Origin of the sequence: Sinosporangium siamense (assembly GCF_016863435.1) — a bacterium.
GTDB lineage: Bacteria > Actinomycetota > Actinomycetes > Streptosporangiales > Streptosporangiaceae > Sinosporangium > Sinosporangium siamense.
Genome location: NZ_BOOW01000038.1, coordinates 106,338 through 129,196, shown reverse-complemented (window position 1 = coordinate 129,196; position 22,859 = coordinate 106,338). Strand labels below are relative to the sequence as shown.

General features: G+C 68.6%; 21 protein-coding genes and 2 tRNA genes. 12 read left to right on the top strand and 11 right to left on the bottom strand.

The features are described from left to right. Nucleotides 1–27: 27 nt before the first annotated feature. The 3 genes from Ssi02_RS29595 to Ssi02_RS29585 are packed head-to-tail and all read right to left on the bottom strand — an operon-like array spanning nucleotide 28 to nucleotide 2,581. Nucleotides 28–1,362: a Stp1/IreP family PP2C-type Ser/Thr phosphatase gene (locus Ssi02_RS29595; protein WP_204030876.1), complete on the bottom strand. Its 1,335-nt coding sequence runs from the start codon at nucleotides 1,360–1,362 to the stop codon at nucleotides 28–30. Further along, nucleotides 1,359–1,823: an FHA domain-containing protein FhaB/FipA gene (locus Ssi02_RS29590; RefSeq protein ID WP_204030875.1), complete on the bottom strand. Its 465-nt coding sequence runs from the start codon at nucleotides 1,821–1,823 to the stop codon at nucleotides 1,359–1,361. Before Ssi02_RS29590 ends, Ssi02_RS29595 begins: the two co-directional genes overlap by 4 nt. A 17-nt stretch (nucleotides 1,824–1,840) precedes the next feature. Further along, nucleotides 1,841–2,581: an FHA domain-containing protein gene (locus Ssi02_RS29585; RefSeq protein ID WP_204030874.1), complete on the bottom strand. Its 741-nt coding sequence runs from the start codon at nucleotides 2,579–2,581 to the stop codon at nucleotides 1,841–1,843. A gap of 90 nt (nucleotides 2,582–2,671) precedes the next feature. On the opposite strand from Ssi02_RS29585, the gene Ssi02_RS29580 reads away from it, so the two are divergent. Then, nucleotides 2,672–2,754, top strand: a tRNA-Leu gene (locus tag Ssi02_RS29580). Nucleotides 2,755–3,886: 1,132 nt separating this feature from the next. Here Ssi02_RS29580 and Ssi02_RS29575 read toward each other — a convergent pair. Next, nucleotides 3,887–4,921 (bottom strand): hemolysin family protein, encoded by a 1,035-nt coding sequence (locus Ssi02_RS29575; protein ID WP_204030873.1) that lies wholly within the window; start codon nucleotides 4,919–4,921, stop codon nucleotides 3,887–3,889. Continuing rightward, nucleotides 4,918–6,273: a hemolysin family protein gene (locus Ssi02_RS29570; protein WP_204030872.1), complete on the bottom strand. Its 1,356-nt coding sequence runs from the start codon at nucleotides 6,271–6,273 to the stop codon at nucleotides 4,918–4,920. Before Ssi02_RS29570 ends, Ssi02_RS29575 begins: the two co-directional genes overlap by 4 nt. A gap of 328 nt (nucleotides 6,274–6,601) precedes the next feature. Between Ssi02_RS29570 and Ssi02_RS29565 the strand changes: the two genes are divergently transcribed. Next, complete coding sequence (locus Ssi02_RS29565; RefSeq protein ID WP_239129993.1) at nucleotides 6,602–8,251, top strand: LCP family protein; 1,650 nt, start codon at nucleotides 6,602–6,604, stop codon at nucleotides 8,249–8,251. A gap of 69 nt (nucleotides 8,252–8,320) precedes the next feature. Here Ssi02_RS29565 and Ssi02_RS29560 read toward each other — a convergent pair whose 3' ends face one another. Further along, nucleotides 8,321–8,971, bottom strand: a complete 651-nt coding sequence (locus Ssi02_RS29560) for a GOLPH3/VPS74 family protein (RefSeq protein WP_204030871.1) — start codon at nucleotides 8,969–8,971, stop codon at nucleotides 8,321–8,323. 78 nt (nucleotides 8,972–9,049) lie between these two features. On the opposite strand from Ssi02_RS29560, the gene Ssi02_RS29555 reads away from it, so the two are divergent. From Ssi02_RS29555 to Ssi02_RS29540, 4 genes are all read left to right on the top strand, one after another. Beyond that, nucleotides 9,050–9,655: a TenA family protein gene (locus tag Ssi02_RS29555; RefSeq protein WP_204030870.1), complete on the top strand. Its 606-nt coding sequence runs from the start codon at nucleotides 9,050–9,052 to the stop codon at nucleotides 9,653–9,655. A gap of 52 nt (nucleotides 9,656–9,707) precedes the next feature. Continuing rightward, entirely contained in the window at nucleotides 9,708–10,586 is an 879-nt protein-coding gene (locus tag Ssi02_RS29550; protein WP_204030869.1) for an Fpg/Nei family DNA glycosylase, read from the top strand. A gap of 73 nt (nucleotides 10,587–10,659) precedes the next feature. After that, entirely contained in the window at nucleotides 10,660–10,992 is a 333-nt protein-coding gene (locus Ssi02_RS29545; RefSeq protein ID WP_204030868.1) for a rhodanese-like domain-containing protein, read from the top strand. 285 nt (nucleotides 10,993–11,277) lie between these two features. After that, the gene (locus tag Ssi02_RS29540) at nucleotides 11,278–12,627 is read left to right on the top strand and encodes a purine-cytosine permease family protein (RefSeq protein ID WP_204030867.1); all 1,350 of its coding nucleotides are present in this window, start codon (nucleotides 11,278–11,280) and stop codon (nucleotides 12,625–12,627) included. Here the strand turns inward: Ssi02_RS29540 and Ssi02_RS29535 are convergent. Next, complete coding sequence (locus Ssi02_RS29535) at nucleotides 12,624–13,184, bottom strand: methylated-DNA--[protein]-cysteine S-methyltransferase (RefSeq protein ID WP_204030866.1); 561 nt, start codon at nucleotides 13,182–13,184, stop codon at nucleotides 12,624–12,626. The genes Ssi02_RS29540 and Ssi02_RS29535 overlap by 4 nt on opposite strands. Before the next feature lie 121 nt (nucleotides 13,185–13,305). Here Ssi02_RS29535 and Ssi02_RS29530 point away from each other — a divergent pair, with 121 nt between their 5' ends. Together Ssi02_RS29530 and Ssi02_RS29525 are read left to right on the top strand one after the other, a co-directional pair. Continuing rightward, nucleotides 13,306–15,189, top strand: coding sequence for a sensor histidine kinase (locus Ssi02_RS29530; RefSeq protein ID WP_204030865.1), 1,884 nt, complete (start codon nucleotides 13,306–13,308; stop codon nucleotides 15,187–15,189). A 143-nt stretch (nucleotides 15,190–15,332) separates the two neighbouring features. Continuing rightward, nucleotides 15,333–15,809, top strand: a complete 477-nt coding sequence (locus tag Ssi02_RS29525; RefSeq protein WP_204030864.1) for an ATP-binding protein — start codon at nucleotides 15,333–15,335, stop codon at nucleotides 15,807–15,809. A 17-nt stretch (nucleotides 15,810–15,826) separates the two neighbouring features. Here the strand turns inward: Ssi02_RS29525 and Ssi02_RS29520 are convergent, their stop codons facing one another. The 3 genes from Ssi02_RS29520 to Ssi02_RS29510 form a co-directional block, all read right to left on the bottom strand. Further along, nucleotides 15,827–16,516, bottom strand: coding sequence for a YidC/Oxa1 family membrane protein insertase (locus Ssi02_RS29520; protein ID WP_204030863.1), 690 nt, complete (start codon nucleotides 16,514–16,516; stop codon nucleotides 15,827–15,829). 93 nt (nucleotides 16,517–16,609) lie between these two features. After that, nucleotides 16,610–16,894 carry a DUF6412 domain-containing protein gene (locus Ssi02_RS29515; RefSeq protein ID WP_204030862.1) on the bottom strand — a complete coding sequence of 95 codons (285 nt, stop codon included), beginning with the start codon at nucleotides 16,892–16,894 and terminating at the stop codon, nucleotides 16,610–16,612. Nucleotides 16,895–16,901: 7 nt separating this feature from the next. Then, the gene (locus Ssi02_RS29510; RefSeq protein WP_204030861.1) at nucleotides 16,902–17,069 is read right to left on the bottom strand and encodes a hypothetical protein; all 168 of its coding nucleotides are present in this window, start codon (nucleotides 17,067–17,069) and stop codon (nucleotides 16,902–16,904) included. Nucleotides 17,070–17,187: 118 nt separating this feature from the next. On the opposite strand from Ssi02_RS29510, the gene Ssi02_RS29505 reads away from it, so the two are divergent. Beyond that, nucleotides 17,188–17,883, top strand: coding sequence for a response regulator transcription factor (locus Ssi02_RS29505; RefSeq protein ID WP_204030860.1), 696 nt, complete (start codon nucleotides 17,188–17,190; stop codon nucleotides 17,881–17,883). 27 nt (nucleotides 17,884–17,910) lie between these two features. On the opposite strand, the gene selD is transcribed toward Ssi02_RS29505, so the two are convergent. Then, entirely contained in the window at nucleotides 17,911–18,903 is a 993-nt protein-coding gene (selD, locus tag Ssi02_RS29500) for a selenide, water dikinase SelD (protein WP_204030859.1), read from the bottom strand. Nucleotides 18,904–18,928: 25 nt separating this feature from the next. Here selD and selA point away from each other — a divergent pair, with 25 nt between their 5' ends. From selA to Ssi02_RS29485, 3 genes are all read left to right on the top strand, one after another. Further along, nucleotides 18,929–20,236 carry an L-seryl-tRNA(Sec) selenium transferase gene (gene selA, locus Ssi02_RS29495; RefSeq protein ID WP_239129990.1) on the top strand — a complete coding sequence of 436 codons (1,308 nt, stop codon included), beginning with the start codon at nucleotides 18,929–18,931 and terminating at the stop codon, nucleotides 20,234–20,236. Further along, entirely contained in the window at nucleotides 20,227–21,987 is a 1,761-nt protein-coding gene (selB, locus tag Ssi02_RS29490; protein WP_204030858.1) for a selenocysteine-specific translation elongation factor, read from the top strand. Before selA ends, selB begins: the two co-directional genes overlap by 10 nt. A 50-nt stretch (nucleotides 21,988–22,037) precedes the next feature. Next, a tRNA-Sec gene (locus tag Ssi02_RS29485) sits at nucleotides 22,038–22,133 on the top strand. The last annotated feature ends 726 nt before the right edge of the window (nucleotides 22,134–22,859 follow it).

The following is a 22,859-nucleotide window of genomic DNA, read 5'->3' as shown; positions in this document are numbered from 1 at the left end:
GACTGGGGCGTCGCTTTCCGAACTCACCTACTGAGACCTCTTGACGGACGGTGTCGGGCTTGCCGAGCTCTTGCTCTTGGGCGTCGGTGGTGCGGGGGTCTGCTCGGGCTCCTGGCCCTCGGAGGTGGCGCTGGACGCCTGCCCGGCCGAGGCCCTGAGCTCGTCTATCTTCTTCTTGCCCGCGTCGACGTCCGGGACCGAGATCCCGTCGAGCACCTGGCCCCGCTCAAAAGCCGCGAGCGAACCCACCTTGATGCCCGTGTAGTGCGCGATGTCGAAGAGCTGAAACGGGCCGATCTCCGTGTTGACCCCGCGAAACACGACGACTTCATCGGACTGGCTGCCGACGAAGTATTGATCCTGTGTCCACTGATAGACGAAAAAACCGCCGATTCCGGCTACGGCGACGCCGACACCCAGCACCACCGTCAGCATCGGCCACAGACGTCGTCTTCGACCGGCGCGCCGGGACGCCTGAGCGCCCCGGCCGGGTTCGTCGTCGTCGAGGATCGCCGGCTGCGGCATGGTCACCGCCACCCCACCGGGGGCGGTGCCTGCGCCCCCGGTGGACAGGGAAGCCAGCCGGTTGGATCCCGCGGCTCCCACGAAGGTCGCCTGGCCTAGCGGCGTGTGGCCCTCTTCGACGTCGACGACGTCGGCCAGCACGCAGGTGATGTTGTCGGGCCCGCCGCCTCGGTTGGCGAGGTCGATGAGCGCGCGGACGACTTCCTCGGGATCGTCGATCGAGGTCAGCGTCTGGTGCAGCGTCTCAGGACCCACCACGGTGGTCAGGCCGTCCGAACACAGCAGATAGCGGTCGTCCACCTGCGCCTCGCGCAGCGAGAGGTCGGGGTCCACCTCACCACTGCCGTCCAGGGCGCGCAGCAGGATCGACCGCTGCGGATGGGTCGCCGCCTCGTCCGGAGTGATGCGGCCGTCGTCCACCAGCGACTGCACGAGCGTGTGATCGTGAGTGATCTGGTAGAGCTCACCCCGGCGCAACAGGTAGGCCCGCGAGTCGCCGACATGCACGAGGGCGAGCTGCGTGCCCTTCCAGAGCATCGCGGTCAGGGTCGTGCCCATCCCTTTGAGGCTCGGATCTCGCCCAACCATCTCGTGGAGCCTGCGGTTGGCGTCACGGACCGCCCCCTCCACCGCGCCGACCAGGTCGGTTTGGTGGGGGTCTTCTTCCAAGGCGGCCATTGCGGCGATGGCGACCGAGCTGGCCACCTCACCATGAGCATGCCCGCCCATGCCGTCGGCGACGGCAAGCAGGCGGGGGCTCGCATACGCCGAGTCCTCATTCCCCTCGCGGAGGAGGCCGACGTCCGAGCGGGCGGCATAGCGGAGTGCGATGGTCATTTGCGCAATTCAATGACGGTCTTGCCGATGCGGATCGGAACACCGAGCGGCACCGGAGTCGGGCGGGACACTTTCGAGCGGTCGAGATATGTGCCATTGGTCGAGCCGAGATCTTCCACGATCCACTGACCGTCCTGGGGGAAGAGCCGGGCATGCCGGCTGGATGCGTAGTCGTCACTGAGGACCAGCGTGGCGTCAGTCGCCCGGCCGATGGTGATTGGCTGCTCCGTGAGGTTGATGATGGTCCCCTCAAGGGGACCCGCGATAACGATCAGTTGACGTGGTTCCCCCTTCTTGGGCTTGGCCGCCTGCTTCGCGGGTTTGGGTGTTTTACGCGGAGAAGCCGGGGCCGTGCGTGGTCCGAACAAGTCTGTCCGGATCACACCGACCGCGGCAATCACAAAGAACCACAGCACCGCTAGGAACGCGAGCCGGATCAGCAGCAGGGTGAGCTCGGACATGGACCGTTTGTCTACCTCTAATCGCGCCGGAACACCAGAGTTGTCCTCCCCAACGTCACACGAGTGCCGTTCTGGAGCTCAACTCGGCGGATCGGCTGGCCGTTGACGAATGTGCCGTTTGTCGACCCAAGATCGACAAGAGCGACTGTAGGGCCTTCCACGCGCAGCTCGGCATGATGCCGGGAAACACCTGGGTCGACGAGGCGAAGATCGCAGTCGGTGCCACGTCCGAGCAAGGTCACCGGAGTTGTCAACTCGAACGACCGCTGCCCCTGAGGATCGTCCTGCGTCGACACCAGCAAACGCGGCCGGCCCGTGAACGCGCTCTGCCGCGCCTGCGGCATATCGCTCACCGGCTGGCGAATCTCGTCCTGCTCGACCGTCGCACCCCTGATCACACCGGAACGGATGCGGAACAAGCCCACAGCCAGATCATCGGCGGTCTCGAAACGCACCCGGACAGGCCCGACAAACGAGTAACCCTGCTCCTTCGCGTATTCCCGGGCGAGGTTGGCCAACTCGTGACCGATGCTGTCGGCGTAGACCTCAAGACGCTCACTGTCAGTGGTAGACAGCTCAACCACGAAGTCGTTCGGGACAAGGGTGCGGCCTTGAGCGACGATCGCCGCTCGCTCGTCCATCTCCCGTTGCACCGCACTAGCGACCTCGACCGGCTGAAGGTCAGACTTGAACGCCCGCGCAAAGGCCCCCTCAACCAAACCTTCGAGCCTTCGCTCGAAGCGCTGAAGGACTCCCACCGGGTACCTCCCTTCCTCCATGTCTAGAGGGATCGTATCCGGGTTCTGCCGCACCGGCTTTCGCGTGCTACTGTTTCTCAGCACCCACAAGGGCGGGTGGCGGAACGGCAGACGCGCACGGTTCAGGTCCGTGTGTCCGAAAGGACGTGAGGGTTCAAATCCCTCCTCGCCCACTCGAAGTTGGCTACGCCTGGTCGCGAGCTTTGCTCGCTCCGCGTGGCCTTCTCGTCGTTTACACCGGGGGGCGACCCCCGGGCCCCCGGTGTGAGGGGCTCCGCCCCCCACGCCCCCCGAGTGTTGGCCGATTGTTGTATTTGTGGCCGGGTCAAGATCTATCAGTTGGTTATGTTGGGTCTTTTGGCCAAGATCTTTTAGATGGCTCTTTTGGGGGCTGTGGCCATCATCATTCACATGGTTATCTTGGGTGCTGTGGCCACGATCATTCAGATGGTTGTCTAGGGTCCTGTGGCCACGATCATTCGGATGGTTGTCTAAGGTCCTGTGGCCACGATCATTCAGATGGTTGTCTAGGGTGCTGCGGCCACGGTCTGTCGCGTGGCTCTCTTGGGTGGTTCGGTCACGGCCTGTTGTGTGGCTCTGCTGGGTGCTGCTGCGGCCGCGATCTGTCGCTCGGGTTTGGTGGGTGCTGGGGCTGCGGTCTGTCGCGTGGCTCTCTTGGGTGGTTCGGTCAAGATCTGTCGCGTGGCTCTGGTGGGTGTTGGGGCCGGCATCATTCGGATGGTTGTCTTGGGTGCTGTGGCCACGATCGTTCAGGTGGTTTTGGGGGATCTTCCGGCCGTGATCTGTCAGGTGGCTCTGTTGGGTGCTGGGGCCATGCGCTGTTGGTCGGCTTTGTTGGGGGTTGTGGCCAGGGGGTATCGCTTGGGTTTCGTGGGGGCTTTGGGTTTGGGCGGGGTTGGGGCTCTGGTGGGTGCTGGGCCTGGGTTGGGGCTTCAGGTTGGTTGCTTTCCTGGTGGGGTTGGGGTGGGCGCCGGTCGGCGTCGCCTCGGGGGTGTCGGTTGGTGAACGCCTTGGCCGGGTCGCTTCTTGGACTCGGGGCGGGTTCACTTTCGGGCTCCTTGGCTGGGGTGTGCTCTCGGTGTGTGGCTGTGGGGGTGGTGTGGGTCAACTTACGTGGGGGGCTGGTGGGGGTGAAGACCTCTTTAAGGGCAATCTTCATGGCCGGGGGGCCTCTTCCTTTCTAGCTCCTTGGGGTTGCTGGTGGCTTTCTGGTGCCTTGCAGATGTTGTGGTCGACATGGGTGAGGGCCGCCCCTTGCCGGGGCGGCCCTCGTTTGGTGGGTGTTTAGTTGGTCGCCGGGGTTTTGATGTCCAGGAGTTCGCCCAGGAGGTCGCTCAGGCTGACCATGCCGACTACTCGGTTGGCGGCGTTGGTCACCAGGCCCAGGTGGGCTCTTGCTTCCTGGAGGGTGGCCACGGCTTCCGGGACTGTGGTTGTGGTCGTCAGGTGGGGGATGGGCCGGGCCAGTTCGCCTGGGGTTCTGTTCGGGTGGACCAGGGCGTCTCGGGCGTGGAGCACGCCTACGACGTCTTCCGGGGTTCCCGTGTGGACCAGGAGGCGGACGTGGCCGCTGCGGATCGCTTCGCGGTGGACGTGGTCCTGGGGGGCGTTGGCGGGGACGGCGGCCACCTCGCCGATCGGGATGGCCAGGCGGTCCACGCCTTCGCCGTGGACGCGGAGGGCGCGGGTGAGCAGGTCGTGCTCGGCGCGGTCAAGCAGGCCCATCCGGCCGGATTCGCCCACCAGCATGGCGAGCTGGTGGGGAGTGCGGGTCGTGGCGAGTTCGTCGCGCGGGTTGACGCCGAAGAGCTTCAGCAGCAGGTTGCTGAAGCCGTTCATCGCCGCCAGAAGCGGGCGGGCCAGCCACACGAAGCCGCGGAACGGCAGAGCCAGGCCTAGCGCGGCCTGTTCCGGATGGGTGAGCGCCCACGACTTCGGGGCCATCTCGCCGATGACCATGTGCAGGAAGGTGACCAGGGCTAGGGCGATGGTGAACGAGATCGCCACCCGGAGGGTCTCCGGCGCGCCCATGGCGGCGAAAACCGGTTCCAGCAGGTGTTCGATGGCGGGTTCTGTGACCATGCCGAGGCCGAGGGAGCACAGGGTGATGCCGAGCTGGGCGCCGGCGAGCATCAGGGAGAGCTCCCGGCCGCCGCGTACGGCGGCGCGGGCGGCGGCCTTGGTGAGCCGGGAGGCGCCGCCCGCCAGCTCCTCCAAGCGGTGCCTGCGGGCGGAGATGACGGCGAACTCCGCGGCGACGAAGAAGGCGTTGCCGATGAGCAGCACGACGCCGAGGAGAAGGGAGGCGGTGGTGCTCATGTGGCGCTCCTCGACGGCACGGCGGGCGCCAGCCGTACCCACTCGGGCACGCGGCGGTGGACGGACAGGACGGTCAGCCCGGCCTCGTGCCCGTTGTGGGTGGTCTCCTCGTCCAGCAGGTCGGTGTCCTGCGTGAGCGGGACGGTGATGCTGTCGCCGGGTTCGGCCATGCGGCCCAGGTGGGCAAGGACAAGTCCGGCGAGGGTGTCATAGTCATCGCTTTCCGGCAGGGCGATGCCGATAGCGCGTTCCACTTCGTCCAGGCGGAGGGTGCCGGGAATGTCCCAGGTGCCTTCCTCCTGGGGCACTATGCCGAGAGGTTCGGCGTCGTTTTCGTCGATGAGTTCGCCGACCAGCTCTTCCCCGAGGTCCTCGACGGTGACGACGCCGGCCAGGCCGCCGTATTCGTCGATGACGCAGGCGATCTCGTCGCCCGCCGCCCGCATGCGCTCAAGCACGGAGGGCAGTGGCAACGAGTCGGGGATGAGCAGGGCGGGCCTCGTGATGGTGGAGATGGGGGCGTCGCTGACGCCGTGTTTGAGCAGTTCGCGCACGCCGGTCATGCCCACGACGTCGTCGCCGTCGGAGCCGAGGACGGGATAGCGGGAGTGGCCGGCCTCCTTCAGCGCGTCGATCAGGTCGGTGATCGGGCGGCTCGCGCGAAGGTGGACGACGCGGGGGCGGGGCACCATGATCTCTTCGACGGTGCGGTCGCCGAATTCGAGCGCGCGGTCGAGGAGCTCGGAGAGCTTGGGGGGTAGTTCGCCGGACGCCGTGGATTCGGCGATGATGCGGGAAAGCTCCTCAGGTGTGGCGCCGTGTTCCACTTCCTCGACGGGTTCCACGCCCACCTTGCGCAGGAGGCCGGTGGCGGCGGAGTCGAAGAAGCGAATGATGGGGCCGGCCACCTTGAGGTAGATCAGGGTGGAACGGGACAGGGCCTTGGCCACGATCTCGGGCCTGGCGATGCCGAGGTTCTTCGGTGCCAGTTCGCCGAGGATCATCTGGATGGCGGTGGCGACGATCACGCCGATGGCCACCGACACGCCGGTGATGGCGGCGTCGGGGATGCCGAGGTTGGCGAGGCCGGGTCGCACGGCCACGCCGATGGCGGGTTCGGCGATGAAGCCGACCAGCAGCGCCGTGACGGTGATGCCGAGCTGGGCGCCGGACAGCATGAACGACAGCCGTCCTGTGACGGCGAGGGCACGCTGCGCGGCGGGGTCGCCTGCGTCGGCCTGCTCACGAAGCAGGCCGCGATCTGCGGCGACGAAAGCGAATTCCTGGGCGACGAAGTATCCCGTGCCGAGGGTGAGTGCGAAGACGGCCAGCAGGCCAAGAGCGAGGCTCACCTCAGCGGCTCCGCCGCGGAATCGGTCTGCCTGGGCGCGAAGATGTCAAGGGGACCCGTGCGTCTGCACGGGCCGGTACTCCACGGGTCCGGAGTGGACACGATCGTCCTTTCGATAGAGGTCGTCCTCAAACGGTAACGAACCACGTGGGGCTTCTTGTTTCCCTACCCGGCCAACGAGCCGTTTTGTTGGCGACTTGGCAAGCGGGTGAGTACTTTTCCTTGGGAAACCTTGGCATGAGGGACGGCACGCGGCCGTGACAGCGCGTAGCGTCGAAGGTGTCAGGGCGCTTTGGCGTTCGTTTGTATGGATTTGGGCGGAGTTTCACTTGGGTGACAGGCCAGACGACCGTACGCGCGAGCTGCTCCAGCCCACACCGAAGCGTGCCAAATCGGCGGGACAGCCCGCCTACCCGGCCCAAGGTAGCGGCCGCGGGGACACTCGGCGAGACGGTGCGGGAGCGGCTGACCCGACCATGGCCCTGCCGACGCAGGGCGAGCCCATGATGCCGGCCCCCTCGCAGAGGGGGGCGGCGAAGCCCAAGAAGGCCACACCGGTCGATCCGACCATGGCCCTGCCCGCGCACGGCGAGCCCATGATGGGGGCGCCGCCCAAGCCCGCGGGCAGATCCGGTACGGCGAAGCCAGGCAAGGCCGGGGCCGCCAAAGCCGGAGCCGCCAAAGCCGGAGCCGCCAAAGCGCACAACGCGGGCCCGGCGGACGCCGCGAAGAGCAACAAGGCCGGCCAGGCGAAGTCTCACAAAGAACCCCCGGCCAAGCCGGGTGCCTCGAAAGGAAAGGGCTCGGCGGTGCAGTCCACCTCGTCGGCTTCCGGGTCTCCGGGGCGGCCCGGCCGTGTTTACGGCAAGGAAAGATCGGGCAAAACGCCGGTTCGGCCCATGCGGCCCTCCTCGGAGGACGGCGGCTCGGCGCTGAGGTCGGCGTTCGACAGGTTCAGGGGTGGGGGCGGCGGCAACGGCGGCTCGACCGGTTCGGGGAAAGGGGGCGGGTTGGGCGATCCTCGCCGTACAGTGCGGATCGTGCTCCGAGTGCTGGCCGGGCTGCTCGTGGTTCTGCTTGTCGCCTCAATCGCCGGATATTTCTGGATCAATGGGCGGCTGACGGCAAATGACAAGGTGCTCGTCGACTACGAGGGCCGCCCGGCGGACTCCGCCGGTCAGAACTGGCTGCTCGTCGGCTCCGACAGCCGCAAGGGGCTGAGCAAGGCCGACCGGCGGCGGCTCGCCACCGGCCGGGCTGTGGGGCAGCGCACCGACACGATGATGCTGCTGCACATTCCCGACGACGGGCGCCCGCTGCTCATCAGCCTCCCCCGCGACTCCTACGTGCCGATCCACAACAAGGGGCGCAACAAGCTCAACGCGGCCTACGCGTTCGGCGGGGCTCCGCTGCTGGCCAGGACCGTGGAGGAGGTCACCGGGCTCCGGCTCGACCACTACATGGAGGTGGGCTTCGCCGGGTTCGTGGACATCGTCGACGCGGTGGGCGGCGTGAACATCTGCGTCAAGCAGCCGCTGAAGGACCCAAAGGCGGGCATCAACCTCAAGAAGGGCTGCCAGGACATGGACGGCGGCACCGCGCTCGGCTACGTGCGCACACGTGTCACCGGCGGGCTGCCCGACCTCGACCGGGCTCAGCGGCAGCGGCAGTTCTTCGCCGCGGTGGTCGACAAGGCGTCGAGCCCCGGCACGTTGATCAACCCGTTCAAGATGGTCCCACTGGCCACCAGCGCGACCGACTCGGTCAGCGTGGGGCCCACGACGAGCGCGTTCAACCTGCTGTCGCTCGGCCTCGCGATGGGGAACAAGCCGATCACGACCAGCGTGCCGGTGACGCCCGCGGACGTGCCGGGGGTCGGGAGCGTGCTCCAGTGGCAGCGGGACAAGGCGCTTTCGCTGTTCAACGCGCTGAAGAACGGCACGCCGGTGCCCAAGGACGCCCTCACCACCGAGAAGTGACCTGCTGCGAAGCGACGTAGGGCCGGGCGGCTTATGCCGTACCGGCCCGCATGTCCTTCGGCGGGCTCTCTAGCCCGACGCGGCTCCGGCGATCGCGCCCGCGGTGACGGCGGTGATGACGACGGCGTTGATGGAGGCGATGGTGTTCTTCACGGCCTCACCGGCCCAGTCACCCTCGGTGATCTCCTTGAGCCGGGCCTTGGAGGCGTCGGGGAACACCTTGCGGACGAGCTGGCAGCCGACGAGCACCGCCACGAGGACGGCGACGCGTTCGTCGGGGTCCGCGCCGGAAAGCACGTTCTGCACGCGTTCGCGTACGGCCAGCTCGACGCTGGGGTTGCGCTCGGGGTAGCGGGTGCTGGGGAAGAGGCCCATGATCTTGACCTGTTCCTCCCCGAGCACACCCCGGTCGGCGAGGCGGGTCAGCAAGCGCTTGCGCAGCTTCCACGAGTGCAGTTTGTAGACCCACCAGTCGGGTTTGCGGGTCTTCTTGTCCTCGGCGATGCGGGTCAGGGCGTCGTTGAGCTCCTCGTCGTCGACGGGGGTGGCGTCCTGGACGACGACCTTCTTGTCGACGAAGGCGATGCGTCCGAGAAGTGCGAGTTCGGCAAGGATGGCCCCGCCGAGGGCTGCATCTACCTGGGTGCCGCCGATCAGTAGCTTGCCCTCGTCTTCGCTGTAGGCGAGGAGGAGCACTTCCTCCGCAATCGTGATGTTCACCCTTCGAGCCTAGGCGACCGGGGGATTGACATGCCCGGATGTCGCCATGGGGAGGGGTTTTGGGAGAATCCTGTGCTCATGAGCATCGCTGCGGAACTCCACGCCATCGGTCGTCCCCTGCTGGACGCCCAGCTCGCGCACCCCACGGTGCGGGGGATCGCCCAGGGGGACCTCCCTGAGCCGGTGTTCCGGTCCTGGTTGGAGCAGGACTATCTGTTCTTGCTCGACTATGTGCGGGTGTTCTCCCGGCTGGCCTGGCAGGCTCCGGCCGAGCACCTGGGCGATCTGGTGGATCTCGCGCATTCGACCTTCCACGAGGAGCTCGATCTGCACAGGTCCCTGTCGGCGGACTTCGGCGCCGACCTGGAGGGGGCGAAGAAGGGGCCCGCCTGTGCGGCGTACACGAGCTTCCTGCTGGAGTCGGCGGAGAACTACGCCGAAGGACTCGCCGCGCTTTACCCGTGCATGTGGGGCTACTCCACGCTTGGGCAGATTCTGGCGGAGAACCCGCCGGCTGAACCCCGTTACCGCGCCTGGGTGAACACCTACGCCGACCCCGGGTTCGCCGCTCTCGCCGCCCGTATCGGACAGATGATCGACGAGGCCGCGCCCGACCCCGGCCGGGCCAAGGAGCTGTTCGTCCAGGGCGTCGCGCACGAGCTCGCCTTCTGGGACGTGCCCTGACTCCGGCCCCAGGGCTGGTGGAAGCTCGCTGACCTGCGGATATCGTGTTGGCATGCCGGAACTTCCAGAGGTGGAGTCGCTCGTTGAGTTCCTCCGTGAACAGGCGGTCGGTCGTGTCGTGGCGAGGGTCGAGGTCGTCGCCTTCCAGGCGCTCAAGACCGTCGACCCGCCCGTCACCGCGCTCGGCGGGCTCACCGTCACCGGTGTGTCGCGGCACGGCAAGTTTCTCGACATCGATGTCGACGGGATCCATGTCGTCATCCACCTGGCCAGGGCGGGATGGCTCCGCTGGAGAGAGGACCTGTCGGGGGCGAAGCCGGTGCGTCCGGGCAAGGGGCCTATGGCGGCGAGGGTACGGCTCGCGCCCGACGACGACGGGCGTGAACCGGGCTTCGAGCTGACCGAGGCCGGCACCCAGAAGCGCCTGGCCGTCTACGTTGTGGACGATCCGGCCACGGTGCCGGGTGTCGCCCGGCTCGGGCCCGATCCGCTGGCCGAGGACTTCACGCCCGCGCTGCTCAAGGAGATCGTGGGCGGCAGCCGTACCCAGATCAAGGGTTTGCTGCGGGACCAGAGCGTGGTGGCCGGGATCGGCAACGCCTACTCGGACGAGGTGCTGCACGCGGCGAGGATGTCGCCCTTCAAGATGGGATCCACGTTGACCGACGGGCAGATCGCCGAGTTGCACGAGGCGATCGTGACCACGCTGCGCGATGCCGTGGAACGTTCCAGGGGACTGGCGGCCAAAGATCTCAAAGGGGAGAAGAAGTCGGGGCTGCGTGTGCACGGGCGCACCGGGGAGCGGTGCGCGGTCTGCGGGGACACCATCCGGGAGGTCTCCTTCGCCGACTCGTCGCTGCAGTATTGCCCCACCTGCCAGACGGGCGGCAAGCCGCTCGCGGATCGGCGGCTCTCCCGGCTGCTGAAGTGAGCGCCGGGGAACCCGCGGGGGCGCCGGGGGCGTTCAGCGGGAAAGGCATGATTCACCACCCTCAACTGGAAGAATGAGCGGCATGATGGTCCCAGAGGTCGACGTTCGAGCCGTGCCGGGCGGCGCCTATCTGCTCGATGTGCGCGAGCACGACGAATGGCAGGCCGGGCACGTGGAGTCCGCCGTCCACATCCCCCTCGGCGAGTTGCAGCGCCGTGTCGGCGAGGTGCCCAAGGAGTCCACGGTCTATGTGGTCTGCAGGGTCGGCGGGCGTTCGGCCAACGCCGTCGCCTGGCTCAACCACGTGGGGTGGGACGCCGTCAACGTCGGCGGCGGCATGCACTCGTGGGCGGCGGCGGGGCTGGAGATGGTGAGCGAGACCGGGCGGCAGCCCGCGGTCATCTGAGCCCGCGCCCCCGTCGGCCGCCGGTCGGCGGCGCCTGCCCGGGGCGACGCAATCGTGCGGGTCGGGCCTGAGGTCGATTTCCGGCTGTGCGGCCTCGTGGGGAGAGCAAGACCCTGCGAGGCCGCCGCCTTACCCCCGACCTGGGAGCAGCCGCCCGCCATGGTGCATGATGGGCCCGCAAACTGCACGAACCGCGGGAGCTCGGAGAACCGGGCTGAGAGGGCAACTGATCCGTTGCCGACCGCTGAACCTGTATCCGGGTAATTCCGGCGTAGGGAGCGTGGGATGACGTCTGCCGTCATTGACCCCCAGCAAGACCCAGCCTCCCAAGGCAAAGAAGCCCCCCTCACCCTCACCGACTCCCCTCCCAAAACCCTCGGCGTGCTCGACCAGGGCGCGTTCTGGGCCAATCTCGGCGTCAGCCTGCTGGGTTTCTCCGGCGCGCTGTTCCTTCTCGACCCCCTCCAGGGCAAACCGCTCACCTTCTCGGCCGCCGTGGTCGCCGCGATCGTCGGCAGCCTGATCGGCACGGCGATGGTGGGCCTGGCCGCCATCCCCGGCGCGCAGACGGGCTGGCCGGCGATGGTGCTGCTGCGCGGCCTCTTCGGGGCGAAGTTGTCCTACGTCCCGACCGTGCTGAACATCGTCCAGATGCTCGGCTGGGGCGCCTACGAGCTCTGGGTGATCGCCAAGGGCGCCGAAGCGATCTTCGGTACGGCGGTGCCGTACCCCGTCTGGGTGGTCCTCGCGGGCCTGGTCACCGTGGCGCTCACGATCTGGCCGCTTGGGTCGATCAGGATCCTGCGGAGGTTCGTCACCGTCGGGGTCGTCGTCTCGATGGTGTGGTTGTCGGTGGCGCTGTTCCGGGAGGTGCCGTCGCTTGGCGGCGGGTCGTGGGAGGCGTTCGCGCCCGCGGTGGACTACGTGATCGCGCTGTCGGTCTCGTGGGTGCCGGTGGCGGCGGACTTCGCGCGGCACTCGCGGTCGGGCGGCGCGGCCTTCGCCGGCGTGGTCGGGGGCTACACGATCGCGCAGGTGGCCTGCCTGGCGCTCGGCATCGCGGCGCTCTCCCTCGTCGGCATGGACGGCGGCCGGGTGTCCGAGGCGTTCGTGGCGGCGCCGCTCGGCGCGGTGTTCTTCGGCATCCTGGTGTTGCGCGAGACCGACCAGTCCTTCGCCAACGTCTACTCGACCGCCATGTCGCTGCAGAACCTCATGCCGAAGGTCGACCGAAGGATCTTCTCGGTGGCCATCGGCGTGCTCGTCACGGGCGTGGCGCTCATGGTGGACGTCAACTCCTACGGCGCGTTCCTGGGGGTGATCGGCGCGGTGTTCGTGCCGATGTTCGCGGTGCTCGCGGTCGACTACTTCGTGCTCGGCGGGGCGAAGCGGTGGAACGCCGGCGAGAACGCGCCGTCGCGGTGGCTGATGGTGCTGCCCTGGCTGCTGGGGTTCGCGGCGTACTGGTTGACCACCTCTACCCCGACACTCCCATGGTGGGATGCGATGTGGGCCGATGTCCGCACGGCGATTGGCTTCACACGAGAAAGCTGGATGAATGGCGCTCTAGGCGGTTTTGCGGTCTCCGCAGCGGTGACCCTGGCCGTGGGTCGCCTCGCCCGCCGCAAGGCCTAGAGGGCGCCTTCCAGGCGCAGCAGGTGGTCCTTGGCGGCGGTGCCCCCCGCATAGCCGCCGAGGGCCCCAGGGCCCTCCACGACCCGATGGCAGGGCACGATGAGGCACACCGGGTTGGCCACGAGGGCGTTGCCGACGGCGCGCAGCGCCTGCGGGCGCCCGATGCGGGTGGCGATCTCGCCATAGGTCGTGGCCGTGCCATATTGCACGGCGGTCATCATCTGCAGCACCGTGCGCGCGAACGGCGTCGCCAGCTGCAGGTCGACCGGGCTCGGGAAGGTGCGCAGCCGCCCGGCGAAGTAGGCGTCGAGCTCGCGGCGCACCGGGTCGAGCCGGCGCGGGTCGGGGCCGATGAACGTGCCGACGCCGCGCGTGATGCGCTCGAACACCGTGTGCTCGTCCTCATAGCTGCACGAGACCACGCCACGCCCGGTCACGGCGAGCACCAGCGTGCCCACCGGACTGTCGGTCGTGCCGAAGGCGATCTCTGGCCGGGACTTTCCCACGTAGTTGGGTGCGGTCACTCGCACCAGGGCATCGAGGTCGCCGGTTGACATTCCCCCACCCTCTCACCCCGTGTCGGAGTTCTCCGCGCAGCGTAGCGGACGGATCGTCACACCACGAAAGTGCCATGATCAGGCGACTTAACCCGGCACTATGTGTATGTGGGTGTTCTCAATGGCCGACATTGACGACGGCATCGCGGGGGCAGTCCTCGCCAATTCGCCCAATGCCGTCGTCGCGTTCGATCGTGATCAGACCGTGCTCGTGTGGAACGACGCGGCCGAGCGCCTCTTCGGGTGGTCGGCCGGAGAGGTGGTCGGCCGCCGGCCGCCGATCATCCCGGAGGAGCTGACCGCCGAGCACAACGCCGTCCTGGAGCGCGTGCGCACAGGAGGCCAGGTCTCGCTGCGCACAAGGCGTTTCCGCCGCGACGGCACGCTGCTCGACGTGCGCGTCGACACCAGCGCGCTGAGGTACGGCACAGCCGTGGTGGGCTTCGTGAGCGTCCACCACCTCAGCCAGGACGAGGAGGCCGCGCACCGGCGTGAAGCGCGCCGCGCCCACCTGGTCCGCCGGCTCACCGACGTGGTCGCCGACATCAACGCCGAGCGTGAGCTGCCCGCCGTGCTTGACCGCATCGCGGCGAGCCTGACCGAGTTGACGGGGGCGGACGCCGGTGGGTTCGTCCAGATCGAGGGGGAGATGCTGCGGCTGGTGAGCGGCTACAAGTTGCCGCCCGACCTGCGTGGCGCGACCTCCGACCTGCGCAAGAGCCTGGTGGACCGGCTGCTGCGCACCGGCCGGACGGTGATGTTGGAGACCGGGGAGAAGCGGTGCCTCGATGACCTCGTCTGGTCCAAACTCCCCGGCCTGCACACCATCGCCCTCGGGCTGGCCGCCGTGGGCGGCAGGCCGTACGGCGCGCTCTACGCGCTGTTCGCCAAGGGCAAGGCGGGGCATCTGGAGCTGGAGGTGCTCGAACTGCTCGCCGGGCACGCGGGCATCGCGGTGGGGAACGCCATGGCCTACCAGGACGCCGTGCGCCAGCGTGCGCACGAGCGGGCGATCTTCGACGCCAGCGCGGACGGCATCGCCGTACTCGACCAGGAGGGCCGGGTGCTGCGGTGGAATCCGGCGGCGGGTGAGTTGACCGGTTACCCGGCCGACAAGGTGATCGGGGAGTTCCCGCCGTTTGAGCTACCGGATCCGGGGCGGAAGCTGACATTCCAGCTCGTCTCCGGGCGCTGGCTCGACGTGGTGAGCGCGGAGATCGAGGAGACCGGCGAGGTCGTCGTGGACTTCCGCGATGTGACGCAGGCCAAGGAGCTGGAGGAGGCCAAGGACCTGTTCCTCGCCACGACGAGCCACGAGTTGCGCACGCCGATCACGGTGGTTCGGGGGTTCGCGAGCATGCTCGATGCCCGCTGGGACAAGCTCAGCGACGACGAGCGGCGTGCCGCCGTGCACACGATCGCCGAGCGGGCGGGGTCGCTGGGCAACCTGATGGACCACCTGCTGCTCGGGGCGCGGGCCGGGGCCGACGAGTTGCCGATCCGGATGGAGAGCTTTGATCTGGCGGCGCGGGTGAAGGCGGCCACACTGGGGTTGCCGTCGTTGTCCGACCGGCACACGGTCGAGGTGGTGCTGCCGGCGGAGGGTTTGCCTCCGGTGATCGGTGACCAGGTCGCTACGGAGATCGTTCTTGGCCAACTTTTGGAAAATGCTTTTAAGTACTCCCCCGACGGCGGCCTGATTCGGGTGGAGGCGTGGGCTGAGAAGCGTCACGTGGTGCTGGTGGTGGACGACGAGGGCGTAGGGATTTCGCCCGCCGACCATGACCGGATCTTCGAGCGCTTTGTCCAGGCCGACAGCGGCGACCGCAGGAGGTTCGGGGGCGTTGGCCTCGGGCTCTACATCGTGAGAAGCCTGGCGCGGGCCCAGGGAGGAGAGATTTCGGCCCACCCTCGCGACGGTGGCGGCACACGTATGCGACTCGTGCTCGCAATTGCGCCTACCCCGCCTTCAACCTCGCTAGGGCCACATCCCATACTCGACTAGACACTGCGAACGAGTAACGAAGTGGTCACGAGAAGGCTCGTCTATTGTCCAATGTGCACAAGCTGTAGTTGGTGCCCGGTTTCCATGGCCATTGAACGGGGCATTTCGGTCGTACTGGAGTGTTCATCGCGGGGATCGGGGAGGTGAGTACGTCGAGCGTCGTCCTGCTTCCGTACGCGCCGTCCAGCGTCGCCGTCGCGCGCCAACGCCTGTGCACTGAGCTGCAACAATGGGGAGTCTTCGCGACCGCCGTAGACGATGCGGTGCTCGTGGTCAGCGAGCTTCTGAGCAATGCCCTGAGGCATGCGCACCCCCTGCCATCAGGTGAGATCAAGGTGTCTTGGCGCTGGACCGACGGACAGGTGGAGGTCGCTGTGAGTGACGGAGGAGCGGCCACCGAGCCGAGGGCGGGGAGGCCCACTCTGTCGTCACTGGGCGGCCGCGGGCTGGGCATAGTGGAGTTTCTGGCCGAACGCTGGGGGGTGAGACGTGACGGTGATGTGACCACGGTGTGGGCGGTTTTGCCCGCACCACAGCCCGTGGACCACAATCACCACCATGGCCACAATGGCCATAACCCGGGTTTCGGGCTATCCACATCGCTGCGCGAGCGCGGCTGACAAGCCTTGGAGAGCCCTCAGACGGCCTGCGCGGGGCGGTACAACAACCCCCGCTCGGCCGCCGTCCACGCACTGGAGGCGAACACATAGAGTGCCGCCCCGAGGGGGATGAAGGCGGCGAAGACCACCGTGCCGTAAGAGAGCAGCGGCATGATCCGCCGCAGCTGCTCGGGCACGTCGTCGGTCAGCGAGCGTCGCGTGATCCGCGACATGAGCCACGCCACGATCAGCATCAAGGCGAACACCGCCGCGAACACCGCCACGGGCACGCTGAGCAACCCGTGGACGCCGATCACGCCGGCCACCTGCATTCCGAGAGGTGCGCCGAAGAGGGCGTGCCCCATCGACGTCACAGGTCCCGTGGACACCTGGTAGAGCAACCAGAAGAACGGCACCTGCGCGGCCATCGGCAGGCACCCGGCGAAGGGGGAGACCCCCTCGCGGGCGTGCAACGCGGCCACCTCCCGCTGGAGGCGCTCGGGGTTGCGCTTATACCTCTCGGCCAGCTTGCGGCGCATGGGGGCGAGCCTGGCCTTGGCCCGCGTCGCCCGCACCTGCATGAGCGTCAGCGGCAACAGCAGCAGCCGCACCCCCAGGGTGAACAGCACGATCGCCAAGGCGATCGCGTTGCCGCCGGCCAGCGGAGTCAGCGGTGCGGCCAGCCCGGTGAGCAGGCCGGTCGTGAATTGAAGTATGGCGTCGAACATGACAAGGGAGCCCTTCTGCCAGGGATGTAGGGAAATGGCAGAGGCGCCCGCGTAGACCGCTGTGCCGTACAGCCCGGAGGCCGTACGGCGCGGCTACGCGAGCGCGGGGCTCACAGTTGGGGCGCGGGGACGTGACCGTCCCGCCGCGTCGGGATCACGCTGGCGGTCGATCGTGCCACGCCGGGCACGGTCGTGTGTCCACAGCGCGGACCGGAGGCCGACCCGGGCCTCGCCGCGGAGAAAGATCCGGCTGAGCCCGAGCAGAAGCGCGCCCAGCCCGGCCACCACCGCGACCGCCACCGCACCTTTGAGATCGCCGTCGACCCCGAGGACCCACAGGGCCACCGAGATCAGTGCGAGCGGCGACAGGTGCGGCACGGCCGGGCTACTTGGCCAGCCTGCCGTACAGCGTGACGCCGGCCACGACGACCAGCGCGATCAGGCCGAAGACGAGAAGGAACTTGAGCGTCGCGAACACCGCCGGGATGAGGAACCCGAACACGAGGTATAGCGCTACCAGTGCGCCGACGACGGCGAGAATTTTGCGTCCCATGCGTTCAACGTACTTTGTTCGCACTCCCCGTGCGAAGCGGGGTCAACCCTTATCTTCCCCTGGCTTTCCTCAGGGGTGAAATGCCGGGGAATGGGCGTTTACGACATACGGTGGGCGGATGAGGAGCACAACGGCGGCGAGGATCCTGGTCGTCGACGACGAGGGCGACGTGGCCGAGGTGGTCGCCCGTTACCTGGAGCGCGACGGCCACGAGGTCGAATGCGCCGGCGACGGCGAGGAGGCGCTGCGGCGCGCTCGGACCCGGCGGCCCGACCTGGTGGTGCTCGACCTCACCTTGCCGGATATGGATGGTTTGCTGGTCTGCCGGCGGTTGCGCGAACTCGGTCCCATCCCGGTGATCATGCTGGCCGCCCTGGGTGAGGAGATGGACCGGCTGGTCGGCGCCGAGACCGGCGCCGACGACTACCTCGCCAAACCCTTCAGCCCGCGCGAACTCGCCCTCCGCGTGCGCTCGGCGCTGCGCGAGAGCCGCAGCGCCCCCGTGGTCACCGGAGAGCTGAGCGACGGCGACCTCGTGTTGTCGGCCGACACCCGGGAGGCTCGCCTCGGCGGCCAGGAGCTCCAGCTCACGGCCAAGGAGTTCGACCTGCTGGCGCACATGATGACTCATCCGCGCCAGGCGTTCAGCCGCGCCGCGCTCCTCGACCGCGTGTGGGGCTGGTCGTTCGGCGACTCCGCCACGGTGACGGTGCATGTGCGCAGGCTCAGGGAGAAAATCGAGGCCGATCCGGCGACACCCAGCAGAATCATCACCGTCTGGGGCGTCGGCTACCGCTATCAGCCTTCCTCGTGATCTCTCCGCATATCGGGAGTGTCCTCCTCACCCCCGGATTACCAGCGGATGCGCCCCACGCGGGATCAACTCCCCGATGACGGGCGCGTCCGGGATCTCCCCGGCGAGCAGGAGGCCACCGGAGGTCTGGGCGTCGGCCAGCAGGAGCAGCGTCTCCTCGTCGGCCCCCCGCACCTCGGTATGGGGCGCCACCCACTCGAGGTTGCGGCGCGACCCGCCCGGCACGAACCCGTCGCGCACCGCCTCGCGCGCCCCGGCCAGCAGGGGTACGGCCGACGCCTCGACCACGGCGGTGACCCCGGAGGCGCGGGCCAGCTTGTAGAGGTGGCCGAGCAGTCCGAAGCCGGTGACGTCGGTCGCGCACCGCACGCCCGCCTCCGTCGCGGCGCGTGAGGCGGCGGCGTTGAGGCGGGTCATGGTGTCGACGGCCTCGGCGAACACCTCGCCGGTGACCTTGTGCCGGTTGTTCAGCACCCCCACGCCGAGGGGTTTGCTGAGCGACAGCGGCAGTCCCGCCCGGCCCGCGTCGTTGCGCATGAGGAGAGCGGGGTCGGCGACCCCGGTGACCGCCATCCCGTACTTCGGCTCGACGTCGGTCACACTGTGCCCTCCGGCCAGGTGGCACCCGGCCTCGCGGGCGATGTCCGCGCCGCCCCGCAGGACCTCCCTGGCGAGCTCGTAGGGCAGCTTCTCCCGGGGCCAGCAGAGCAGGTTGAGCCCGACGAGGGGACGCCCGCCCATCGCGTAGACGTCGGACAACGCATTGGCGGCGGCGATTCTGCCCCAGTCGTAGGCGTCGTCCACGACAGGGGTGAAGAAATCGGCGGTGCTGACAATCGCCGTGCCGTCCTTGGTGAGCACCACCGCGGCGTCGTCGCCCGTTTCCAGCCCGACGAGCAGCTCCCCTTCGGGATTGCCGGGAGGGGTGACGCCGAATCCGGCAAGCACCTCTTCCAGCTCACCTGCGGGAATTTTGCAGGCGCAGCCGCCACCCGTGGCATATTCCGTCAATCGAGGCATGATCAGATTCTAAACAATATGGATAATGACCAACATGGTTGATTTGCGGCGATTGATTCCCCGCACGGACGCTGTGCTCGCCGACCCGAGATTCACCGAACCCCTCGCGAGGTACGGCAGAGCCCAGGTCAAAGCCGCCGTCAACGAGGCGCAGCGGCTCGCGCGAACCGGCGACATCGGCCCCGACGCCGTGCCCGAGGCCGCACTCGGCCTGCTCGCCCGCCACGGCCCCCGCCGGGTCGTCAACGCCACCGGTGTGCTCCTCCACACCAACCTCGGCCGTGCCCCCCTCTCCGACGCCGCCGTGCGGGCGTTGTCCCTGGCCGCCGGCACCACCGACATCGAACTCGACCTCGGCACCGGGCGGCGGGGACGGCGCGGGCGTACGGCACTGGCCGCGCTGGCCGCAGCCGTACCGGACGCCGAGGCCGTGCACGTCGTCAACAACAACGCCGCGGCGCTCGTGCTGGCCGTGACCACCCTCGCGCAGGGCCGGGAGGTCGTCATCAGCCGGGGGGAGATGGTGGAGATCGGAGATGGTTTCCGGCTACCCGACCTGCTTGTGGCCACCGGAGCGCGATTGCGGGAGGTCGGCACCACCAACAGGACCCGCGTGCGCGACTACGCCGAGGCGATCGGCGAGCACACCGGCGCCGTGCTGAAGGTGCACCCGTCGAACTATCGCATCGAAGGCTTCACCGGCACGCCGGACATCCCCGCACTCGCGGCGCTGTGCAGGGAGCGGGGGGTGCCGCTGGTGGCGGACGCGGGCTCCGGCCTGCTGCGGCCGGAGCCCCTGCTTCCCGAAGAACCCGACACGGCGACCTGGCTGCACCAAGGGGCCGACCTCGTGACCGCGAGCGGCGACAAACTGCTCGGCGGCCCCCAGTGCGGCCTCGTGTTCGGCCGCGCCGACCTGGTGGAGCGCCTGCGCCGGCATCCCCTGGCCCGGGCCCTGCGCGTCGACAAGCTGACGCTGGCGGCCCTGGAGGCCACCCTCACCGGCGGGGACAACCCCACCTCGTCCGGGCTGTCGGCGAAACCTCAGGAGCTCCGGCGGCGCGCCGAGGCCCTCGCCGCACGCCTCAAAGAGGCAGGCGTGAGCGCGTGGGCGGTCGAGAGCACCGGCACCGTCGGCGGCGGGGCCGCACCCGGCGTGACCCTGCCCGGCGCGGCGGTCGCGCTCGACGCCTCCCTCACCGAAGTCCTGCGCGCCGCCACCCCCGCCGTGCTCGGCCGCGTCGAACGCGGGCACCTGCTGCTCGACCTGCGCGCGGTCCCGGCGGGAGACGACGACCTGATCTTCGAAACGGTGGTGGCCGCGTGCACGTGATCGCCACGGCGGGTCACGTCGACCACGGCAAATCAACGCTTCTGCGCGCCTTGACCGGGATGGAGCCGGACCGCTGGGAGGAGGAGAAGCGACGGGGGCTCACCATCGACCTCGGGTTCGTCTGGACCGGCGACCTCGCCTTCGTCGACGTGCCAGGACATGAGCGGTTCATCACCAACATGCTGGCCGGGGTGGGTGCGGTGCCCGCCGTCCTGTTCGTCGTCGCGGCCGACGAGGGGTGGCGCGTGCAGTCGCAGGAGCACCTCGACATCGTCGACGCCCTCGGCATCCGCCACGGCCTGCTCGCGATCACACGGTCGGACCTCGCCGACCCCGGGCCCGCGACCCGGGAGGCCCGCGAGCGGCTCGCGGGCACCGGTCTCGCGGACATGCCCGCCCTCGCGGTCAGCGCCACCACGGGCGCCGGGCTGAACCCGCTGCGCGAAGCTCTGCGGGGGGTGTGCGCCGCGCTGCCTCAGCCGGACGTCCACGCCGATGTGCGGCTCTGGGCGGACCGGGTGTTCACCATCGCCGGCCGAGGCACCGTCGTCACCGGCACCCTCGGGGCGGGCAAGATCCGGGTCGGCGACACCCTCACGGCGGACGGCCGTCCCGTGCATGTGCGCGGACTGCACAGCCGGCAAAAACCGTGCGACGAGGTCAGGGCCCCGGCGAGGGTCGCGGTCAACCTGCGGGGCACCGTACCGCCCACTCTGCGCCGCGGCATCGCCCTCGTCTCACCTGACCGGTGGCTCTCGTCCACCTTTGTGGATGTACGGCTGACGCAGCCTGCCGGCCGCTCGGCGGACCGCGATCGGCCGCCGCGGGAGTGCGTGTGGCATGTGGGGGCGGCTGCCATACCCGCCAGGGTGCGGATGCTGGGTGACGACACGGCCCGCGTCCTCGTGAGCGAAGGGTTGCCGCTGCGCATAGGGGACCGCGCGTTGCTGCGCGACCCGGGGAGCCGGCGCATCTGGGGGACGACCGTGCTGGACGCGTGCCCGCCGCACGTGCGGCGGAAGGGGGACGCGAAGCGGCGTGCCGTCGAGCTGGCGGACATGGACGGGGTGCCGGACGGGGCGGCGGAGGTGCGGCGGCGAGGGCTGGTACGCCGCGCGGACCTCATGGCGATGGGCATAGCGCCGCCGCCGGACTCGCCGGTGGTCGACGACTGGCTGGCCGACGCCGCGCATTGGCGGGAGCTCAAGGAGCGGCTCGTCTCCCACCTGAAGCTGCGCGCGGAGACATCCCCGGAGGATCCAGGGTTGTCCGCACAGGACATCCAGCGACGGCTCTTCCTCCCCGATCGCGCCCTTGTGGACAGACTCGCCGCGGACCTCGCGCTGCACCGCAGCCGCGGACGTTTCACCGCGGTCGCCCCCACCCTGCCACCCGGCGTCGCCGCGGCGGTCGAGACGCTGCACCGGCAGTGGAAAGCGGTCCCCTTCGGCGCCCCCACGGCCGAGGAACTGGCTCGCCTGGGCCTTGACGCCAAAGCGCTCGCCGCGGCCGAGACCGTGGGCCTGCTCAGGCGTGTCGGCGGGGGCATCGTCTTGCCCCACGACGCGGTCGAGCGGGCCCTCGAAATACTCGGCGGCCTGCCGCAGCCTTTCACGACGGCGCAGGCCAGGGAGGCGCTGCGCACCACACGCCGGATCGCGATCCCCTTGCTGGAGCATCTCGACAGGCTGGGACACACGCGCCGGCCGGACGCCTCACTCCGGGAGCTCGTACGGCGAAGCCTCCCGTGAGTAATATCCTCCTCGTGCTTCTCCCCGCGGGGCGCCGTGCGGTCCGCCGAGGAGGCGTATGGGTGCCTGGTGGCCCCCTCGGTCTTCAAAACCGATGACGCCGAGTAGCTCGGCGTGGCGGGTTCGATTCCCGTCCGCCTCCGCCATTGTCCCGCCATGCGGTGCCGGTGTCATGCGCCGCTGTGCGGTGCTGTGTCCGGTGGCTCTTGAAGCGGTTCAGCGGGTTTTTCGCGGAATGAAAATAATCTCCTTACCCCTCTTGTCATCTGCTTTGTCATATTGCATCCTCAGGTGTGATGAGATCGCCACTGTAAGCGGTCGGGCCATAAACCCTCATTCGGCCGGTCGAAAGTGGGTTTTCTGCGCTGCCGAATAGTGAGGGTTTGCGCGACGGTGGCGATCCATCGACTGCCGTATTGGGCATTGATGTAAAGGGCGGACTGTCGCAGAATCCTGTGGAATATGACAACAGGGGGGAGGATCGGCACTACCACGCCTGCTTTGTGCTGGATTTCTGCGGCCTATTGGGGATTGCGAGAGTAGCGACACCAGTAAGCACCGTGAACGCATTGTCTAAGCACATTGGAGGAGTTCGTGAGCACCGTGCGGCGGATATCCCGACTACAGGTTTCGCGAGTGACCACATGGACGGCGGCCGCGGTCGCGGGGAACGGCGCCGCCGACGCGCCGCCGATGGGAGCGAGCGCCGGACTCTCCCGGCCGGATGAGAGGCATCGGGTTGTGACGGACGCTCCGGCCTCGGCGCCAGGTGGGCGGTCGACGCGGGGGACGGCACATGTTCCCCCGGCGGCGGTGGTGCCGCACTCCGGAGATTTGCTCGGGGAGAAGGACATTTGGCCGGGCGCTGCGGT

What these genes read in the sequence shown, in the direction of transcription:
- Ssi02_RS29595 (WP_204030876.1), bottom strand. Translation starts at nt 1,362, where the DNA reads ATGACCATCGCACTCCGCTATGCCGCCCGCTCGGACGTCGGCCTCCTC.
- Ssi02_RS29590 (WP_204030875.1), bottom strand. Translation starts at nt 1,823, where the DNA reads ATGTCCGAGCTCACCCTGCTGCTGATCCGGCTCGCGTTCCTAGCGGTG.
- Ssi02_RS29575 (WP_204030873.1), bottom strand. Translation starts at nt 4,921, where the DNA reads ATGAGCACCACCGCCTCCCTTCTCCTCGGCGTCGTGCTGCTCATCGGC.
- Ssi02_RS29555 (WP_204030870.1), top strand. Translation starts at nt 9,050, where the DNA reads ATGAGCATCGCTGCGGAACTCCACGCCATCGGTCGTCCCCTGCTGGAC.
- Ssi02_RS29550 (WP_204030869.1), top strand. Translation starts at nt 9,708, where the DNA reads ATGCCGGAACTTCCAGAGGTGGAGTCGCTCGTTGAGTTCCTCCGTGAA.
- Ssi02_RS29545 (WP_204030868.1), top strand. Translation starts at nt 10,660, where the DNA reads ATGAGCGGCATGATGGTCCCAGAGGTCGACGTTCGAGCCGTGCCGGGC.
- Ssi02_RS29540 (WP_204030867.1), top strand. Translation starts at nt 11,278, where the DNA reads ATGACGTCTGCCGTCATTGACCCCCAGCAAGACCCAGCCTCCCAAGGC.
- Ssi02_RS29535 (WP_204030866.1), bottom strand. Translation starts at nt 13,184, where the DNA reads ATGTCAACCGGCGACCTCGATGCCCTGGTGCGAGTGACCGCACCCAAC.
- Ssi02_RS29530 (WP_204030865.1), top strand. Translation starts at nt 13,306, where the DNA reads ATGGCCGACATTGACGACGGCATCGCGGGGGCAGTCCTCGCCAATTCG.
- Ssi02_RS29520 (WP_204030863.1), bottom strand. Translation starts at nt 16,516, where the DNA reads ATGTTCGACGCCATACTTCAATTCACGACCGGCCTGCTCACCGGGCTG.
- Ssi02_RS29510 (WP_204030861.1), bottom strand. Translation starts at nt 17,069, where the DNA reads ATGGGACGCAAAATTCTCGCCGTCGTCGGCGCACTGGTAGCGCTATAC.
- Ssi02_RS29505 (WP_204030860.1), top strand. Translation starts at nt 17,188, where the DNA reads ATGAGGAGCACAACGGCGGCGAGGATCCTGGTCGTCGACGACGAGGGC.
- selD (WP_204030859.1), bottom strand. Translation starts at nt 18,903, where the DNA reads ATGCCTCGATTGACGGAATATGCCACGGGTGGCGGCTGCGCCTGCAAA.
- selA (WP_239129990.1), top strand. Translation starts at nt 18,929, where the DNA reads ATGACCAACATGGTTGATTTGCGGCGATTGATTCCCCGCACGGACGCT.